Raw genomic sequence first — 18,109 nt, forward strand, 5'->3', positions numbered from 1 at the left:
CTGCTCGCGCAGCTCAAAGACCATACGGACCGCGCGTTCACGCAGCTCAACGGAGTACTTTCTCGGGGGTGCCATAGCCCCTCACCCTTCCAGGTTTCAGGGCCTCCACCCAACCCGGGGCGCTCCACCTGGAACAGCCTGATTCCAAGAACGAGCCGTGGCCCCACCGACCCGTGAGGTGCGGCGCAAGTACGGGGTGCATCGTTGGACGGTGCTTCCGTTCAAGCCGGTGATCGATCAGATGTTGTGGGCGGACCTGGACGCGCCCTGCTCGCGGTCCAGCACTGCCCGATATTCGGGGACGTGCCCGGCCAGGCCGAACTGTTCGGCGACCCGGTCACGGACGCCGGCTGCGTCGGAGGTCACGCTGACCAGCAGCCCGGCGACCACCCGCGGAGCGGGGCCCCCGCGGCCTGGGCGGCCCTGGTTATCGAGGGAACGATGTGGTCGGCCAGGGTTCGAGGGCCGGTCATCCAGGTCACGGTGCCGTCGGCGAGTTCGCCGGCCAAGCGCAGCATCGCGGGGCCAGGGCGGCCAGCAATATCGGCGGCGGCGTCGTCCCCGGAACGCTCACCTGACCCACGGACGTGAGCGTCTCACTCTGATGAGAGACCGCCTCCCCGCGCAGGAGGGGGCGCAGGACCGACAGGTACTCACGCATCCTCGCGGCAGGACGATCGGCCGGAAGACCGTACATGCCAGTGACCATCATCGAGATGCCCGCCCCGAGGCCCAGGGTGAGCCGGTTGCCGGTCGCCGCCTGGACGCTCAGGGCTTGACCGGCAAGGACAAGGGGGTGGCGTTGCGCGGCGGGCACCACCGCCGTCCCCAACTCGATCCCGGGCGCTGCGGTGCCGGCCAGGGTCAGGGCGGTCAGGGCGTCCCAGCCGAAGGCCTGCGCCGCCCACACACCGGTCAACCCGTGCTCGGCAGCACTCCCCACCTGCCGGACACGCGAAGCGATCCTGACCACCGGGGGCATGCTCCTCACCCGCGCCCAGCACGAGGGCAACGCACCCGCGGAACTCGACATCGCCGATCTGCTCAAGCTCGCCAACGCCATCGCCTGGGCCAGCGAGCAAAGCTCCGCAGACCCTTGCCTTCTCGACCGCCTCCTCGCCCTGGTCCACACCGGCCCTCCATACTCCCCGCCTGCATAAGCGGCCCCCGGCAAAAGCGACGCCACCCACGACCAGCATGATCGCCACACGCAAAACCGAAGGAGGCCATCAGTCCTTCGTGATCAAACCGTCGAAGATCGGGTCGGCGATAAGGCTCTGGCGCAGACCCGGCCACCACAACATCACCTCGTGGGCTCTGTAGGCCATCGTTGCTAAGTTAGGAGCCGCGGCTTCGGCCGTCATCACCCCTTACGAGGGCAAGAACAAGTCGGAGTCGCAGTCGGAAGACTTCCCTGGCCAATGTCGCAACAAGGCCCGGATCATGGTTGACCTGCTGGACCGTACGATTGCTCGGAAACCTCATCGCGTACTGGTATCAGAGGACAAGTCGTTTGCGATGACGCCTTGTGCGTGCTCCTGGCAGAGGACCTATCGAAGCGTCTCATTCTCGCCGCCCCAACTGCTGCCTCTGACGATCCGTCGTTGACCTGTGCGGACAAAATTCTCGCAAGTTCGGCGTACGGTCAGTCCTCAGTGCCTATATCGGTGCTGGAAGATACGGACGCCGACCAGGACAGTAGCGAGCAGCGCTGAGAAAACCATTACGTTACCGATCGAGCCTGTCTCTCCGCCCAACACGATACGAGCCGCCAACGCGGCTAGGAAGGCAGCTGCGAAGGCTGCGATCCAGTCGCGGAGCATTCGGTAGCCGGCAGTTCGGCGATCGGTCCGATTGGTCATGTTGTCACCTTGTGAGGTCATGGAAGAACGGGTCGTCAGGTTAGCAGTGAACTGTGCCTGGCAATGCGCTGATGCAGTCGTCTTACCGGCGGTAGCCCTTCCGAATGTCAAAGGCTGATGACATCGGCCGCTTGACGCTTGAAGTAGAGAATTGGTTGACAAGCGCGAGTGTGACATAGGTCACAAACTTGCCTCAGTCGATCTTCTTCCAAGTCTGCTGATCTTCAGCTTATGTTTAGCGGGCTTTACTCGGGCTTTATCCTGCGAGGTCATCGTGCATGTCCGTGCTGCTCGGGGTTCGTTCTTCCGGTCATCAGTTGTTGACAGAATGTGTCGACGCACCCGATGGCTTGCCGGATTGATGCCATTGGTGCTGGTCGCATCATTGCTGTCAACGCCCGTGACCTCGGTGAATGCGGCTGAGACGAGTCCGTCCGAGTCGACGACCCTGGACGCTGCGGTGGCGAAGGCCAAGGAGACGGGAAGTCCGGTCGAAGTCGCGGGCCGGACGTCGGAAACCAAGAAGTTGACCGCGTTGCCCGACGGTCAGTTCTCGCTGGAGACGGCGCCGGTCCCAGTCCGGGTGGAGCGGGATGGTGTGTTCCATGAGGCTGACCTGACGCTGGAGCGGACGGCTGATGGCAAGTACGCGTCACGGATGTCGGTCAACGGTGTGACCTTCGGCGCCGGCGGCGATGATGTGCTGGCCACGATGACCAAGGACGGCAAGAGCCTGACACTGACTTGGCCAGGGGCTGTGCTGCCAGTTCCTCAGTTGGATGGCCCGAGCGCCACTTTCGTTGACGGTGGCGGTGTTGGCGTGGACCTGGTGGTGCGGTCGACACCGACCGGGTGGTCCCACTACGTGGTGGTGAAGACGCCGGAGGCGGCGGCTGATCCCGCATTGGCGAAGATCGAGTTCGGAGTGCGTACTTCTGGGCTGCAACTGAAGGAGCTTTCCGGTAGTCGCCTGGCGGCTGTGGACGAAGCCGGCAACGAGCTCTTCAGTGCGCCGGAACCGCTGATGTGGGAGGGGCAGACAGCTCCGGCCGAGGCCCCCGCGGCGCCCACGAGCACGGAGGAGATTGCGGCCGGGCCGGCCCCTAAGGCCAGTACGGCTCCGATGTCGGTTGAGGTGGGGGGTGGTGTTCTCACCTTGACCCCTGATCCCGGACTGCTGACCGGCCCAGAGACCAAGTTCCCCATCGTTCTCGACCCGTCTTGGCAGACGTGGAACGCGGGCCGTGAAGACAACGGTGATGGATACGGCAGTCAGGAGGCGGGCTGGGCGTATGTCGATCGCACGTGGCCGAACTCGGCCTACTGGAAGCCGGACCGCTTGCCGACTGGCCGCGAGATCGAGGACGGCACCGACAAGCGGTCCTACATCCGGATGGACGCATCGGCGCTGCACCAGTGGTCTGGAAACGTCCAGGTGAAGGTTAACTCGGTTGACATCACCTTTGACACCCTCCATGCATGGTCCTGTGTCTCTCGCGATGTGCGGCTGTACAACACCACGCACATCAGTTCAGGTATGACGTGGGACGAGCGTCCGGGGGCCTTCATCCCTGAGGGATCGGGCTGGAGTAGCAGCTTCCTTCAAGCCGCAGCAGTAAAGGTGGGACGCCCGGACTGCGGTGACGCAGGAACGTCCAACGACGTAAAGTTCAGCGGGGGTAACCTGCCTCGTCTTCTCCAGTGGGCGACTGACCACAAGTGGGATATTTTCACGCTCGGGCTGTTTCCGGACGCGGATTACAACGACACCCATACCTGGAAGGTGATGGATGTCGATCCCAGGATGGTTGTGAAGTTTTCCCGGTACCCGATGCCGGCCAAGGACGTCCACATGAGGAATGGTGGGACGGCCAAGTATGCGTGCGTGCGCGGTAGCGGCCGCCCGTGGATGGGCGTCTCCAGAGACCGGACCGCCAACGCGATGATCACTGACTATGACGGTGACAACGAGGGTGGCGCCCAGGGACAACTGCTGGCGGCCGAGTACGAGTTGGCGCCCCTAGGGAAGCCCGCAGAGAGTTGGAAGCGGTACGTGCCTTCGGGCGGTGCGTTCCAGCACGCGGGCGCCGACGGCTACCTGCACACGTCGCTGACCACCGTCAAGGGTGATGACTTCCCGGCGACCGCTGACGGCGGCACGAGCTGGATGTGGCGCGTGCGCGGGATGGATGACACGAACTTGTACGGGCCTTGGTCGGCATGGTGTGAGTACACGGTGGACGCTCGCAGACCAAATGCACCCGAAGTGTCATCACCCGAATACCCGGCCGGTGCGACATCGGGCTATGACGCGGCCGCACGCAAGTATGTCCCCGGCAACTTCACCTTCGCGCCCGGCGGTTCCGGCGATGTAGTGAAGTTCGACTACAAATTCACCGACGGGACCGCGGGGACGAAAACGGTTGCTGCGGGCGAATCGGCGAACATTTCGTGGATACCGAAGCGGTTCGGGCCGCAATGGGTTGAAGTGACGGCCTACGACCGGGCCGGAAACTACAGCCCGACGAAGAAGTACGAGTTCGGCGTAACGCAGCCGCCGCGGGACGCGGCCTGGTCGATGGATGAGCCCAGCGGTGACACTGCCCATGCCGTCGGGCCGAGCGGAGCGGTCAACCCGAACGCCGATCTGGTCTTCAGCGGCAGCCCGGTCTTCGGGGAGGCGGGGAACCTCGGTGCCGGTTCGCCCACTGACCGTGCTGTGCGCCTTAACGGCACGACGCAGTTCGGTGAAGTGAAGCCATGGACCGATCTGGAAGGCAACCCGGTCACGCTGGTGGATACCAGCCAGCGGTTCATGTTCTCGACATGGCTGAAACTCGCGTCTGTCCAGGGCGACCAGGTCGCTGTCAGCCAGGCCGCTGCTGACGGGACGGTCTTCGAACTCGGATGGCTTGGCGGCAAATGGACGTTCCGGCATCGTGCGGCCGACGGCACCGTCCTGACGGCTGTCACGCGAGACATGACCCAGGCGGGGGACGGGCAGCCGTGGAGCGCTCACTGGGTTTCGCTGATGGGCGGCTATGACCCGGTCAAGCAAGAACTGTGGATGCGTACTCAGGCGGAGGGAGAGAAGGAGGTGTGCGACCCCGATGAACCGTGGAACTGCTCGACCGCACGGGTGATGGCCCCGGAGGTGAAGACCACCTCCACTACCTGGACGCCGGTGCCCGGCTCAGGCGCCCTGCTGGTCGGTGCGACGCCGAACGCAGCCGGCAAGAGCGCATTCTGGAACGGCTGGGTCGACGACTCCCAACTGTGGCCGCTGGCGCATCCAGATGAGACGGTCTTGAATGTGATCTACGCAGAGTCGGTCCAGAACCACGAGTTCGCTGGGAAGACGCTGCGCCTCGTGAACGTCAACTCCGGCCACTGCTTGGACGTCGCGGGCGCCGGAATGGAGAACGGCACGAATGTGCAGCAGTGGAACTGCAATGCGCAGCCCGCGCAGGACTGGCAGTTCACCGATGTCGGGGACGGCTACTACACGCTGACCAGGCCCCGTAGCGGCCAGTGCCTGGATGCGGACGGCACGGACGGTTCCGGCACCGCCGACGGGCGCAACGTCTGGCAGTACGAGTGCAACGGCAGCACGGGCCAGCAGTGGAAACCGGAGAAGAAAGCTGGCGGGTACTGGTTGAAGTCTCGGCGAAGCGACAAGTGCCTGGCCGTTGACGGAGCCTCTCCGGCCCCGGGGGCGAACGTTTCGCAGTGGTCATGCACGGACCCGATAGCCGATGAGCAGTTGTGGAACATCACTGCGTTGAAGCGACATCAGCTCGACGGAATAACCTATCCGCTGCTGGTCAAGAATGAGCAAACAAACCAGCAGAAGTGCATGGAGGTCGCAGGGGGCTCCACTGCTGATGGGGCCGCGGTGATGCCGTGGGAGTGTAATAATGAGCCTTGGCAGAAATGGCACTTCTCCGATTATGGTGATGGCTACTACATGCTGACCAACGTCAATACGATGAGCGGTGATGCGTCGACGGTCCGGTGCCTTGAGGTGGCCGACGCGCAAGACCAGGTCGATGCCGCAGTCCAGCAGGGCACCTGTCAGCCGGGTGCGGAGCATCAAATGTGGAAGGTCGTTGGTGTCGCAGATGACGGCAGCCTTGGTTACCGGCTTATCGCTAAGCATAGTGGCCTTGTCGCCGAGGCTCGTGACGAAGGCGCGGCAGCGGACGCGCGGGTGGTACAGGCCAATCCGGTGGAGCCGATTCCCGCGCGTCAAATATGGAAGTTGGATTTCTCGTGACGAGGTCAGAGCGACCACGCTCCTGCAGTCAGAGATCGCCTGCTGTCAGTGCGCCCCAAGAAAGTGCCGAAAAGCTGACTGCCCGGTGAAAGTGAAGGAATTGAGTTCGAAGATGAGGACTTCAGTGCCGGCCGCGGTTGTCGGCGGGATGCTGGCGGTGACACTGGTCGCCTCTCCGGTGCAGGCGGCGGAGGCGACGATTCCGCAGCGGATCGTGGTCGATCCGGTGGCGGTGCAGAACTGGGATGCCGATGTCACAGTGACCGGTCAGGTGCAGCAAGACCGTGGCGCCGGTTGGGTCGCGGCGCCAGCCGGTCTGGTGGTGCATTTCGACAGTCCGGACGGAGAACTCCAGGCGACGGCGCCGGTGCAGGCCGGGGGCCGGTTTCGTGCGACGTTCTATCCGGGACCGGGCAACATCATCGCCCGGGTGGCCGGCTACGGCCAGGTCGCCGACACCTCGGCTCGGGTCCTCGGCTGGATCAGCCGGCTGTACATCGACCACGCGCTGGGCGACCGGGAGACCAACCCGGTCTATCCGCTGCGCGGCAAGACCTTCGAGGTCCGCCGGACGCTGAAGGCGGTGCGCGGCGAGGCGCTACCTGGGCGGAAGGTGACGCTGTGGTGGGCGCCCAAGGGGACGTCCGGCTATCCGAAGACGGGATGGAAGCAGGTCGGTTCGGGTGTCACCGATACCAGGGGGCGGGTGAAGATCACGGCGACCGCGTGGACGACCGGGTGGCTGCGTACCGGTTTCGCCGGGGACGCCACCTACACCAAGGTCGACTCGGGTTACCCGTTCCGGGTGTACCACAAGACCGGGTTCGCCGGTTTCAACGCTTCCCCCGAGCCGGCGCGCAAGGGCCAGTATCTGACGCTCAAGGGCCGGTTGATGCGGTGGTCGTCCTCCAGCGGCTGGCAGCCGATCAAGGGCAAATGGGTCGGCGCGAAGTACCGGCTCAAGGGGCAGAAGACCTGGCGGACGCCGTCCTGCACCAACGGCGGCGCCGCGACCGACTCGGCCGGCTGGTTCCGGATGAAGTGCAAGACCCCCGCCGACGCCACCTGGATGGCCTACTACCTCAGCCCGTACGCCTCGCCCGACACGAGCAAGACCGACTTCCCCGCACAGGCCACCGACTACGTCGACGTCCGCTGAACGACTAGAGACCGTTCAACCGCCCGGCAGGTAAGCGCCGTGGCAGCCGAGGTGCCTTCGATAGGAATGAGGCGTCCGTGAAAGGTGTGTTGCGTGCGCTGGGCCGGGCGCATGGGCTGATCGCCGCCGTGGCGGTCGTACTCGCCCTCGCTTTGGTGGCCGGAGTGGCGGGCGAGGCGGCTGCAGCGGTGCGGCCCAGCCTTTCCGAGGACGGCGCCGCCCGCCGTCCGGCCACCCAGAAGACTCCTCGTATCAAGGGCAAGGCCGTCAAAGCCCGGGCGAGCAAGCTTCCTGGCACGGCTGGCACGCCGATCACGTCCAAGCCCGCCGCCCCGGTCTGGCCTGAGCCGGGACAGGGGACTGCGGATCTGTCGACGCTGGGCACTGGCAAGAGCAAGGACGGTCAGGCATCTGGCGGATGGGCGCGGGCCGGCAAGCTGCCGGTCTGGGCGGGCGCACCCACCGCTCGCAAGGGCGAGCGAACGGCCTCCTCGGCGGTGCCGCCGCGCGTGCAGGTGAGGATGGCCGATCGCAAGACCGCCAAGGCCACACGTACTGAGGCAGTCATGGCGGTATCCGCCCCGCAGGCGGGAACTGTCAGAGTCGGGCTCTCCTACGCGCAGTTCAAGAACGCCCACGGTGGTGACTGGGCGTCCCGGCTGCGCCTGGTGAAACTACCGGCGTGCGCGTTGAGTACCCCCGAACAGGCGCACTGCCGCCAGCGCACCGTCCTGCCCACGGTCAACGACACCAAGACCGCGACACTGTCTGCCGAGGTCACCGTGACCGACGGCTCCGCGCAGACCGGCACCGCCGCGGCCGAGCAGGCGACGGTGTTGGCCGCCGAGGCGGGCCCGTCCGGCCCGACCGGTGACTGGGGCGCCACCAGTCTGTCCCCGGCGTCCAACTGGAACGCGGGCAGCAACACCGGAGAGTTCTCCTGGAGCTATCCGATGCGGCTGCCGCCGGTTCCCGGCGAGCTGATGCCCGAGGTCACCGTCGCCTACAGCTCCGGGGCGGTGGACGGCAAGACCGCCGCCGACAACTCCCAGGCCTCCTGGATCGGCGATGGCTTCGACTACTGGCCTGGCTTCATCGAACGCAAGTACAAGCCGTGCATAGATGCAGGCCACGCCTCCGGCGACCTGTGCTGGGGCCGTCACAACGCGGTGCTGTCACTGAACGGACGCTCCACCGAGCTTTTGTATGACAGCGCTGCCCAGACCTGGCGTCCACGCAACGACGACGGCTCCACCATCGAACGGCTGACAGGTGCCACAAACGGCGACGACAACGGTGAGTACTGGAAGCTGACTGACCTGGACGGCGTCGAGTACTACTTCGGCATCAACCGTCCCGACGACTGGGAGAGCGGGGAGAAGGAGACCGACTCGACCTGGACGGTCCCGGTCTTCGGCGACAGCAGTGGTGAACCCTGTTACGACAGCACATTCAAGGACGCCTGGTGCCAGCAGGCGTGGCGGTGGAATCTCGACCACGTCGTCGATCCGCACAACAGCACCATCACCTATTTCTACGAGAAAGAGACCAATTACTACACCCGCTATCAGCAAACCACCGGTGGGACCCGTTACGACTCCGGCGGCTACCTGAGCCGCATCGACTACGGCCAGCGCAAGGGCTCCACCTACGCCACTCCGGCCACCGCCCGCGTCCGCTTCTCCGTTGCGTCACGTACGGACCTGCCCGACGACCGGATCTGCGACAGCGGTGAAACCTGCGGCTACGGCAAGACCTCGCCGACGTTCTTCAACCGCAAGCGCCTGACCAAGATCACCACCAAGCTTCGCAAAGACGGGACGGTCGCCACCGAGGACCCCGGTTACAAGATCGTCGACAGCTGGGACCTTGGCCAGACCTACCAGAACGGCGCGCTCTGGCTGCACACCATCGACCAGACCGGCCACGACGGCATCGACACCCAGGCTCCGCGCATCACCCTGTTCGGCCAGCTCATGACCAACCGGGTGATCACTGGACGGTCCGGCACCGGAGTGGACGCTCTGCCCGGGTACGACCGGCCCCGCCTGGTCGGGATCGACAACGGCACTGGTGGAACCACAAGCGTCGGCTACTCCGATCCCTACGCCAGCCCCACACCGGTCGGAGAGTGCGTTTATTCGGCCGGCGGCATGCCCGATCCAAAGAGCAACACCAAACGCTGCTTCCCGGTGAAGTGGGAACAGCCCGACGGCACGCTGGTCAACGACTGGTACCACAAGTACGTCGCCAGCTACATCATCGAGGCCGACAACACCGGCCAGTCCAGGTCTCAAATCACGCGCTACACCTACCTCGGCGACGCCGCATGGCGGTACGCCGAGGACGACGGGATGACCAAGGACAAATGGCGCACCTGGTCCCAGTGGCGCGGCTATGCCAAAGTCCGCACCGTTACCGGCGACGGTCAGAACGGTGAACAGCAGTCGCGCACCGAGACCACCTATGCCCGCGGCATGGACGGCAACTACCAGGGCAAAGGCAACCCGCGCCAGAGCGTGACCGTCACCGACTCCAAGAACCTGCTCGGCGGGATCAGCGACCTCGATCCGCTCGCTGGTGCTGTCCTGGAGACCCGTAGCTTCAACGGCGCTTTCACCGACGCCGCCGAAGTCTCCGCGAGCGTGTCGCGGCCCAAGTGGACCAAGACCATTAGCCGTACCTTCCACGACACCAACTCCGACGACGACATCACCGTTGACGGCGGACGCGTCCAACCGCAGTGGACCAAGGGCCGATCGCGCAAGGCCGACGGCACCGACTTCAACACCGAGACCACTTTCGACTACGACTCGCTGGGCCGCACCGTCGCCGTCGACAACGAAGGCGACGTCACCACCGCCGCCGACGACACCTGCACCCGTACCGTCTTTCCCAGCGGCACGGCGCCCGCCGGCGCGATCCGGTCCCAGCCGATCCGCAACCTTTCGGTAGCGGTCGATTGCGACAACGACGCCAGTCACGAACCGAACTTGGTCCCCGCCGACATGATCTCCGACACGAAGATCATGTATGACGGCACGGCATACGGCGCCTACCCGACCGTCGGCAATGCCACCCGCACCGAGAAGGCCACCGGCGTCTCGGGCGGCCGCTCCACCATGACCACAGCCGTCACCACCACCTATGACGGTTACGGCCGCGTCCTGGAGACCACCGACGTCGGCGACCCCGCCACCCCCGACGACGACCGCACCACCAAATCCACCTACACCAACGCCCCCGAGGGCTGGCTGAAATCCAGCACCCTCACCACCCCGCCGGTCAGCGTCGGCGGCGCCGCACCGGCCGGATTCACCACCACCACCGAGTACAACCCCGCCCGCGGCACCCCCACCAAAGTCACCGACACCAACGGCCGCGCCGGAGAAGGTGAGTACGACGGGCTAGGCCGCCTGGTGCGCGCGTGGCTGCCCAACAACACCCGCGCGAAGAACCCTGACCGGCCCTCCACCATCTACACCTACACCTTCCCCACCGACGGCAACCCGGTCTCGGTCACCACCAAGACCCTCACCAACACCAGCCCGGTCACCTACGAGACCTCCGTCGACCTGCTCGACGGCCTGCTACGGGCCCGCCAGTCACAGAACGAGGCGGTCGGCGGCGGCCGGATCGTCACGGACACCAAGTACGACAGCCGCGGTCTGGTCTTCAAGACCAACGCCGCCTACGTGCTCACCGGTGACCCGTCCGGTGTGCTGACGACCGCCGACGACAACCAGATCCCCAGCCAGACCCTCAGCACCTACGACGGCGCCGAGCGGATCCTCACCACCACGCTCTACAGCTACTCCACCCAGAAGTGGACCACTACCAACCAGTACGACGGTGAGCGAACCACGGTCATCCCCCCCTCGGGAGCGATGCCTTCGGCGACCGTGACCGACGCCCTCGGCCGCACGGTCGAAACCCGCCAGTACAAGACCACCAACCTGTCCGGCGCCTATCTGGCAACCACCGTCGCCTACGACGGCGCCGGACGCCCGGCCGAAGCCCGCGACGCCGCCGGCAACCTCTGGAAGACCACCTACGACGTCCAGGGCCGCCCGGTCACCAGCACCACCCCCGACAAGGGCACCTCGACCGTCACCTACGACCACTTCGACCAGGTCGCCACCAGTACCGACGCCCGCGCCACCACCCTGAGCTACAGCTACGACAAGCTCGGCCGCCCCCTGGAGGTCAAGAACGGCACCACGCCGCTGACCTCCATGACCTACGACACCGTCCCGTACGCAAAGGGCCTGCCCGCCACCTCCACCCGCCACATCGGCACCGACAAGTACACCACCGCCATCACCGGCTACGACGGGCTCTACAACGCCAAGGGAACAACCGTCACGATCCCCGCCTCCCAGGGAGCGCTGGCCGGGACCTACACCACCACACAGTCCTACAACTTCAACGGCTCCCCGCTTACCACCTCCTACCCGGCGGTCGGCGGGAGCACGGGACTCCCCGCTGAGAACGTCACCACCGAATACAACGACGACGGCCTGCCCGAATGGACGCACGGCCTGGCCGCCTACGTCGGCGGCACCGTCTACAACGGGCACGGCGACATCACTCAACTGGCGATGGCGGCGGAAGATGACAAATTCCTCTGGCAGACCTTTGATCGGGACCCGGCCACCAACCGCCTGACCCGTTCCACCGTCAAACGCCAGGCCTCGACTGCCACCTTCGATCTGGAAACGAAGTACGACTACACGGACGCCGGTTCCATCAGGTCGATCCTGACCAACGCCGCAGGCAAATCCGCTGATCGGCAGTGCTTCACCTACGACTACGCCCAGCGGTTGACCGAAGCCTGGTCCACCACCAACACCGACTGCACCGCCGTCCCGACCGCCACCACCATCGGCGGCCCCGCTCCCTACTGGACCAGCTACGAGTACGACCCCAACGGCAACCACGGCGACAAGGTCGGCAACCGCACCAAGGAGATCCAGCACTCCTTCGCCGGCGGCCCCACCGCCGACAAGACCCGCACATACACCTATCCCGCCCCTCTCGGCGACAGCGGCTTCACCAGCCCACACGCGCTGAAGTCGCTCACCGAAACCGACGGCACCACCAGCACCACCGATCTGTACACCTACGACCAGGTCGGCAACACCCTCACCCGCCCCGGCCAGAAACTCGTCTGGGATGCCGAAGGCAACCTGTCCAAGGTCACCGACGACTCCGGCAAGGAACTGGCCAGCTTCATCTATGACGCCGCTGGTAACCGTCTCATCCGCAAAGACACCAACGGTTCGACCCTGTACCTGGCCAGCCAAGAGGTAAAGGTCTCCACCAGCGGAACCGTCACCGCGACCCGCTACTACAGCCACGCCGGCCAGACCATCGCCTACCGCACCGGCACCTCCAGCTCCACCATCCAGTTCCTCATCCCCGACTATCAGGGCAGCGCCGACACCACCGTCAACGCCGTCGACCAGAACACCTGGAGCGTCCGCCGGTTCGCGCCCTTCGGCGCCGAACGCGGCAGTCCCATGGGCACCTGGCCCGCCCTCATGGACAAGGGCTACGTCGGCGGCACCAAAGACAACGCCACCGGCCTGACCCACCTCGGCGCCCGAGAATACGACCCCGGCACCGGCCGTTTCCTCAGCGCCGACCCGATCACCGGCGGCGGTGACCCTCTCACCGCCAACGGCTACTCCTACGCTGGCAACAACCCCATCGACCACTCCGACCCCACCGGCATGCTCCTCGACGGCGGGGCACACGGCACCCTGCCCAACTCCAATAGGACCGAACGCGAAGACATCAACAACCAGCACCGCAACAACTTCAGGTATGGGGGAGGCGGGACGATCTACGTCGTGCCGTCCATCCCCTCGGGCGGTGGTTGCTGGGTCGGCTGCAACGGCAGCGTGGGAGCAAAGTCGGTACCGGTCAAGAAACACTGCGGCTGGAGCTGCAAGGTCGGCAAGGTCGGCGGCTTCCTGAAGAAACACCAGGCCACCATCGCCGGACTCGCAGCTGGCGGCATATGCCTAGCTGCAACCAGTGGCACCGGAACCGTAGGCTGCGCCGCCGTCGCCGGATGGGTCTACGGAGCAGTCAGCTACCACCAGAACACACCCGCTGACCAACAAACTCTTTTGGGTGGCTTCAAGGCCAGCCTTACCGGCGCAGTAATAGAGGTCGGCCTAACTGTAACTGGTGCGAAAGTTGCCAAGGTCGCGGCTCCGCTACTCAAGAGAGTAGCTCCCAAGATCATCCAAAAGCTCGCAGGTAGAGCCAAGGGCGGCTCACCAGGTCGCGGCGGCAGCGCAGCAAAGAAAGCACCGGCGGCCGCCAAGAACCCGGCAAAAGCCGCAGACGACGCACCTGCCTCAGGCAGCGGAGGTGGGTGCCTCCGACCAAGCAGTTTCATGCCCGGCACCGCCGTCCTGATGGCCGACGGATCAACGAAACCGATCGACAAGATCAAGGTCGGCGACAAGGTCCTGGCCACCGATCCGACCACCGGCAAGACCGCACCCCAACCCGTCCTCGCCACCATCAGCCGCACCGGAGCTAAGCACCTTGTTCGGCTCACCGTCGACACCGACGGTGACCACGGCGACAAGACCGGCACACTGGTCGCCACCGACAACCACCCCTTCTGGGTCCCCGCAGCAGGCAAGTGGATCGACGCAGGCAAACTCAAGCCCGGCACGTGGCTCCGCACCAGCGCCGGCACCCACGTCCAACTCACCGCAACCAAGACCTGGACCCAGCACCAGCGCGTCCACAACCTCACCGTTGCCATCGACCACACGTACTATGTGGAAGCTGGCGACACCCGTGTCCTCGTGCACAACTGCCCAGAGATGGCGAGGGGGGCTCTGAATGATGAAGCGTACTCTCGAATCGAGAATGCCTACGGCCCTAAAGTTGCCGAAGGGGTGGATCATAATGTTCAGCGGATGCATGATGGTTCTGCGACTGCAGTTGATCACGATATCCCCAGGATTGGGCACGATCCGGATGCGCTTGGTGAATACTTTGCGGATTGGCTTTCGCGAGATATGACGCACGTTGATACGACGACCGGTGCACGGGTTGCATATGATTCCGAGCGTGGGGTACTTATTGTCCAAACTGCGTATCGTATCCACGGATACGTTTACAACGAAGACACCTTCGAGGCGAGCGGGAGGTATGTCCTGTCGTGAGGTCATCGATTCGTGTTGTCTTTCGAAGTGGAGGCAACTATGGGCTGTTGCTAAGTGATGAGCAACGAGACGCGATAACGTCGAGCCTCGAACTCATGGCCAGTATTGTACAACCTGCTATCTCGCTAAAGGTTCAAGTGGGGGCCTCTAAGTCGGATCTATGCGAGATTGGAGAAAAAGTTGGGAAGGGTGACGCCGAAACGCCTGTGGCTCTTTCTTCTCAAGAGCTGCACATCATCCATTCTGCGCTACTTTCCACGCTTATTCAATTCCGCCGAGAGGAGGACTTCTATATTCGAGTAGGATTCTTTCGGGACAACTTGATGCGATTGAGTGAAGGGATCGCAAAAGCTGCTGCTGTGGCTGGGTGATAGGGAACTTGCGGCGGTACGAGCAACTGTTCCAGGCCTCAGATGGCCATGTCGCTGGCGCTAAGTGGTCTGCGCCGTAAGTTCCTCGGGGGTGTGTGGTCAGCAACCGAGGTAGAGGCCGCAGGCGCAGTCGAGGGCTTCTTGAGGGCTGCCGGCGGTCATGCCGGTGGGCAGGATTTGGTTCTCGTACTTGCCGCTGCTGGCCAGGTAGAGGCCGAATCCCCAGATTGAGGCCGATCCGCCGTAGCGGAGCCGGATGAGCGGTAGCCGGTCCCCGCCTCCGAGTTCGCCTTCGACATAGGCGAACTGGCCGTGGTAGCGGATGTGCAGGTCGCTGAGCTGGGGCCAGTGCTCGCGGGCGTGCTGGCGCAGCCGTTGTGTCAGGGAGGTCTTGGTCGAGGCGGGGATCGCGGGCGGCATGGCGACCATCTTGCCCTTGCGGCGCGTCCGGCGCGCCTGCCGCAGACGAGCACGGCAAGATCAACACTTTCGCCGTGATCCTGTCAGGAAAGTGTCCCCGTGCCCGTTCTGTGTGCCCGTCAGATCAGTGTGACCGCCGGCGACCGGCGTCGACTCACCAAGCTGGCGTCCTCCCGCACCGCCCCGCACCAGCAGGTGATCCGTGCCCGGATCGTGCTGGCAGCCGAATGCGGCCTGTCCAACAACGCGATCTCCCGCCGCCTGGGCATCAGCGTGGACACTGTCCGGTGCTGGCGCGGCCGCTATGGCGACCACGGTTTGGCGGGACTGGCCGACCGGCCCCGGTCCGGGCGACCGCCCTGCCTCAGCCCCTGCAGATCGCCGAGGTCAAGGCGCTGGCCTGTCAGCTGCCGGCCGAGACCGGGGTGCCGCTGTCGCGGTGGAGCTGCCCGGAGCTGGCCGACGAAGTCATCAGCCGCGGCATCGTGTCGGCGATCTCGGCCTCGCCCAGCTCCCGGTACCGCGTGGCCCATCGCCGGGCGGTACCGGCCGAGCTGGAACCGTTCGGCGGCCCGCCGCAGCGGCCAGCAGTCATCGACCACGCAGCGGGCCAAGCGCAAGCGTCCGGCCTTAGTTAGCGGGGCGTTACGGTGGGGTGTCGCATACCGTTACCCCCGCTGCCAGGTTGGCCACCTCAACGTAGTCTCCGGAGGGCGGGGCGCCGTCGGCGTGGAGGCGGACGGGTTTACGGAAGGTCGTACCGGCCGTCTCGAACGTTGGAGACGAATGCGGTCCAGTTCCGGGGGCTGCGGGAGAGGTGTCCGGCGTCGGGGGCCCTTGCTGTCTCGTACTCCGATCTCTGCGGCTAGTCCGGCTACCTCTACGCAGTTGCCGCCGGCGCCGTTGCTGCGTCGGCTCTTCCGCCAGGTGGTGTGTGGGAAGTCGCTGGCGTGCCTGATGTGCCTTCGGTGGTTGCCTAGTGGTCGTAGCGTCCGGCTCGTGCGCCCTTGATGAAGGTGGCCCATGCTCGGTGGCTCAGCGTGATGTGTCCGGCGTCTGGGGCCTTGCTGTCGCGGACGGCGACCGCACCGGCGATGTGGGTTATCTCGACGCAGGCGCCGTTCTGGCCGCTGCGGGTGCTCTTTCGCCATCTCGTCTGCGAGGGGTCGGTGGCGTCCATGCCGTGTCTCCGGACGTGGGTGGGCTGGTCGGCTTGGAAGCGGCCAGGCTTATGGAAGGTCGTATCGGCCGTTTCGTACGTCGGACACGAACACGGTCCAGGTCTGCGGGTTGAACGAGAGGTGCCCGGCGTCCGGGGCCTTGCTGTCCCGTACTCTGACCTTCGCGGCGAGCACGGCAACCTCGGCGCAGTTGCCGTTCTGGCCACTCCGGGAGCTTTTGCGCCATGCGGCACGGGGCGAGTTCGGGGTGTCCTTGCCGCGTCTCTGTTGGTGGCTCGAGGGCGTTGGGATGGCCGGGTTCATGGGAGGTCGTACCGGCCGCTTTGGACATCGGTTACGAACGCGGTCCAGTTCTGCTTGTTGAACAAGAGGTGTCCGGCGTCGGGGGCCTTGCTGTCCCGCACTCCGATCTCTGCTGCGAGTCCGGCTACCTCTACGCAGTCGCCGCCGGCGCCGTTGCTGCGGGTGCTCTTGCGCCAAGTGGCGCGGGAGGTCTGCATGGTTCCGCCCTCCTTGCTTCTGTAGTTGTGGGGCTCACGTCATGGTGTCGGCCGCGCGAGCGATGAGCGCCAGTGAGTCGCTTGGACGCAGGGCCGCCGCGCGCAGATGGTCAAATGCCAGCGTATATCGGTTGATTTCGTGTGCCTTCTCCAAGTAGAGGCTGCCCGTTTGAGTCTCCATGAACACCACCTTCGGGTCGGATGGCTCCGGGAACCTCAGTAGCGTGAACGAACCGCTCATCGCCGGGTGTGCGCCAGCATCAAACGGAAGGACCTGAAGCGTGACGTTGGGGAGCTTCGCCATCTCGCCCAAGTGATGAAGTTGGTCCTGCATGGTCTGGGCACCGCCGACCTGTCGGCGGATGACCGCCTCGTTGAGGACTGCCCAGAACTTGGGGCCGCCGTCTGCCGTGAGGTACTCAGAGCGCGCCATACGGAGCGCGACGCGCTTCTCTATCTCGGTCTCGTCCTCGATTGGGAACGCTGTAAAGACGCTATGTGCGTACTCGGCGGTCTGGAGTAGGCCGGGGACGTGCTCGGCGTCGTACCGCTCCATGGACACCGCGTCGGACTCAAGCCCTACGTAGACCTCGAACCATGTCGGGATGGCTTCGCCGTAGCTGTGCCACCAGCCCTTTTGGCGTGCCTCGCGCGCCAGGGCCATGAGGACGTCTCTTGCCTCTCCCTCCACGCCGTAGACGTTGAGCAGGTACTTGACGTCGCGCGGTAGGACGCCGACCCGGGCGTTCTCGATCCGACTGACCTTGGCGGTAGACCATTCGAGCCTCTCAGCCACCTCCTCGATGGTGAGACCGAGCCGCTCCCGCTGTTGGCGCAGCTCAGCGGCCAGACGGCGACGCTTCACGGTGGGTGCACTCCGCGCAGTCAAGTCGATACCCCTTGTGATTAGTATCTTGCATCTGTATGTTGCGGATGCTCTGTTCGTGCGTGGACAGTGTTCCATCGGTTGCGGAGTGTGTGCAGCCGAAACCCGAACGGCCCTGGGCCGGTGGTGGCTCACCGCGTCCCAGGGCCTCGCCCGACTGGAAAGGAGTCGGACTGTGTGCAATCTACCGAAGCCCCCGGAGCGTGAGGTGCCTGGCGGGCTGGGGCGGGACGGGGTGACGCTGGAGCGGTTCCGGGT

General features: G+C 65.0%; 13 protein-coding genes and 2 pseudogenes. 6 read left to right on the plus strand and 9 right to left on the minus strand.

Going from position 1 to position 18,109, the window contains the following annotated elements:
• Nucleotides 1–237: 237 nt before the first annotated feature.
• Complete coding sequence (locus ETD96_RS47635) at nucleotides 238–366, minus strand: hypothetical protein (protein WP_274704634.1); 129 nt, start codon at nucleotides 364–366, stop codon at nucleotides 238–240.
• Nucleotides 367–478: 112 nt separating this feature from the next.
• Nucleotides 479–982, minus strand: coding sequence for an LLM class flavin-dependent oxidoreductase (locus ETD96_RS22035; RefSeq protein WP_205719395.1), 504 nt, complete (start codon nucleotides 980–982; stop codon nucleotides 479–481).
• On the opposite strand from ETD96_RS22035, the gene ETD96_RS48170 reads away from it, so the two are divergent.
• The 5 genes from ETD96_RS48170 to ETD96_RS22055 all read left to right on the plus strand — a co-directional run bounded on the left by ETD96_RS48170 (nucleotide 981) and on the right by ETD96_RS22055 (nucleotide 14,864).
• Nucleotides 981–1,160 carry an SbtR family transcriptional regulator gene (locus ETD96_RS48170; RefSeq protein ID WP_356948804.1) on the plus strand — a complete coding sequence of 60 codons (180 nt, stop codon included), beginning with the start codon at nucleotides 981–983 and terminating at the stop codon, nucleotides 1,158–1,160. The two genes, ETD96_RS22035 and ETD96_RS48170, sit on opposite strands and share 2 nt — an antisense overlap.
• Before the next feature lie 1,063 nt (nucleotides 1,161–2,223).
• Complete coding sequence (locus ETD96_RS22040) at nucleotides 2,224–6,138, plus strand: RICIN domain-containing protein (RefSeq protein ID WP_171069169.1); 3,915 nt, start codon at nucleotides 2,224–2,226, stop codon at nucleotides 6,136–6,138.
• Nucleotides 6,139–6,316: 178 nt separating this feature from the next.
• Nucleotides 6,317–7,297: a hypothetical protein gene (locus ETD96_RS22045; RefSeq protein ID WP_171069170.1), complete on the plus strand. Its 981-nt coding sequence runs from the start codon at nucleotides 6,317–6,319 to the stop codon at nucleotides 7,295–7,297.
• A gap of 77 nt (nucleotides 7,298–7,374) precedes the next feature.
• Nucleotides 7,375–14,493 (plus strand): polymorphic toxin-type HINT domain-containing protein, encoded by a 7,119-nt coding sequence (locus tag ETD96_RS47640; RefSeq protein WP_138638370.1) that lies wholly within the window; start codon nucleotides 7,375–7,377, stop codon nucleotides 14,491–14,493.
• 95 nt (nucleotides 14,494–14,588) lie between these two features.
• Nucleotides 14,589–14,864, plus strand: coding sequence for a hypothetical protein (locus ETD96_RS22055; protein WP_138638371.1), 276 nt, complete (start codon nucleotides 14,589–14,591; stop codon nucleotides 14,862–14,864).
• 99 nt (nucleotides 14,865–14,963) lie between these two features.
• Here the strand turns inward: ETD96_RS22055 and ETD96_RS22060 are convergent, their stop codons facing one another.
• On the minus strand, nucleotides 14,964–15,284 hold the full coding sequence (locus ETD96_RS22060) for a hypothetical protein (RefSeq protein WP_138638372.1): 321 nt from the start codon (nucleotides 15,282–15,284) through the stop codon (nucleotides 14,964–14,966).
• Between the two features lie 195 nt (nucleotides 15,285–15,479).
• On the opposite strand from ETD96_RS22060, the pseudogene ETD96_RS48175 reads away from it, so the two are divergent.
• Nucleotides 15,480–15,632: pseudogene (locus tag ETD96_RS48175) on the plus strand (helix-turn-helix domain-containing protein); the annotation flags it as partial.
• A gap of 127 nt (nucleotides 15,633–15,759) precedes the next feature.
• On the opposite strand, the pseudogene ETD96_RS22070 reads toward ETD96_RS48175, so the two are convergent.
• From ETD96_RS22070 to ETD96_RS22095, 6 genes and pseudogenes are all read right to left on the minus strand, one after another.
• Nucleotides 15,760–15,904, minus strand: a pseudogene (locus tag ETD96_RS22070) (IS481 family transposase); the annotation flags it as partial.
• 48 nt (nucleotides 15,905–15,952) lie between these two features.
• On the minus strand, nucleotides 15,953–16,309 hold the full coding sequence (locus tag ETD96_RS47940; RefSeq protein WP_138638373.1) for a DUF397 domain-containing protein: 357 nt from the start codon (nucleotides 16,307–16,309) through the stop codon (nucleotides 15,953–15,955).
• Nucleotides 16,261–16,464, minus strand: a complete 204-nt coding sequence (locus ETD96_RS22080; RefSeq protein ID WP_138638374.1) for a DUF397 domain-containing protein — start codon at nucleotides 16,462–16,464, stop codon at nucleotides 16,261–16,263. The genes ETD96_RS47940 and ETD96_RS22080 overlap by 49 nt, the downstream gene beginning before the upstream one ends.
• Before the next feature lie 49 nt (nucleotides 16,465–16,513).
• Complete coding sequence (locus tag ETD96_RS22085) at nucleotides 16,514–16,768, minus strand: DUF397 domain-containing protein (protein ID WP_138638375.1); 255 nt, start codon at nucleotides 16,766–16,768, stop codon at nucleotides 16,514–16,516.
• Nucleotides 16,765–16,965 (minus strand): DUF397 domain-containing protein, encoded by a 201-nt coding sequence (locus tag ETD96_RS22090; protein WP_138638376.1) that lies wholly within the window; start codon nucleotides 16,963–16,965, stop codon nucleotides 16,765–16,767. The genes ETD96_RS22085 and ETD96_RS22090 overlap by 4 nt, the downstream gene beginning before the upstream one ends.
• A 34-nt stretch (nucleotides 16,966–16,999) precedes the next feature.
• Nucleotides 17,000–17,830: a helix-turn-helix domain-containing protein gene (locus tag ETD96_RS22095; RefSeq protein ID WP_240808008.1), complete on the minus strand. Its 831-nt coding sequence runs from the start codon at nucleotides 17,828–17,830 to the stop codon at nucleotides 17,000–17,002.
• Nucleotides 17,831–18,109: the final 279 nt, after the last annotated feature.

Origin of the sequence: Actinomadura geliboluensis (genome assembly GCF_005889745.1) — a bacterium.
Lineage (GTDB): Bacteria > Actinomycetota > Actinomycetes > Streptosporangiales > Streptosporangiaceae > Spirillospora > Spirillospora geliboluensis.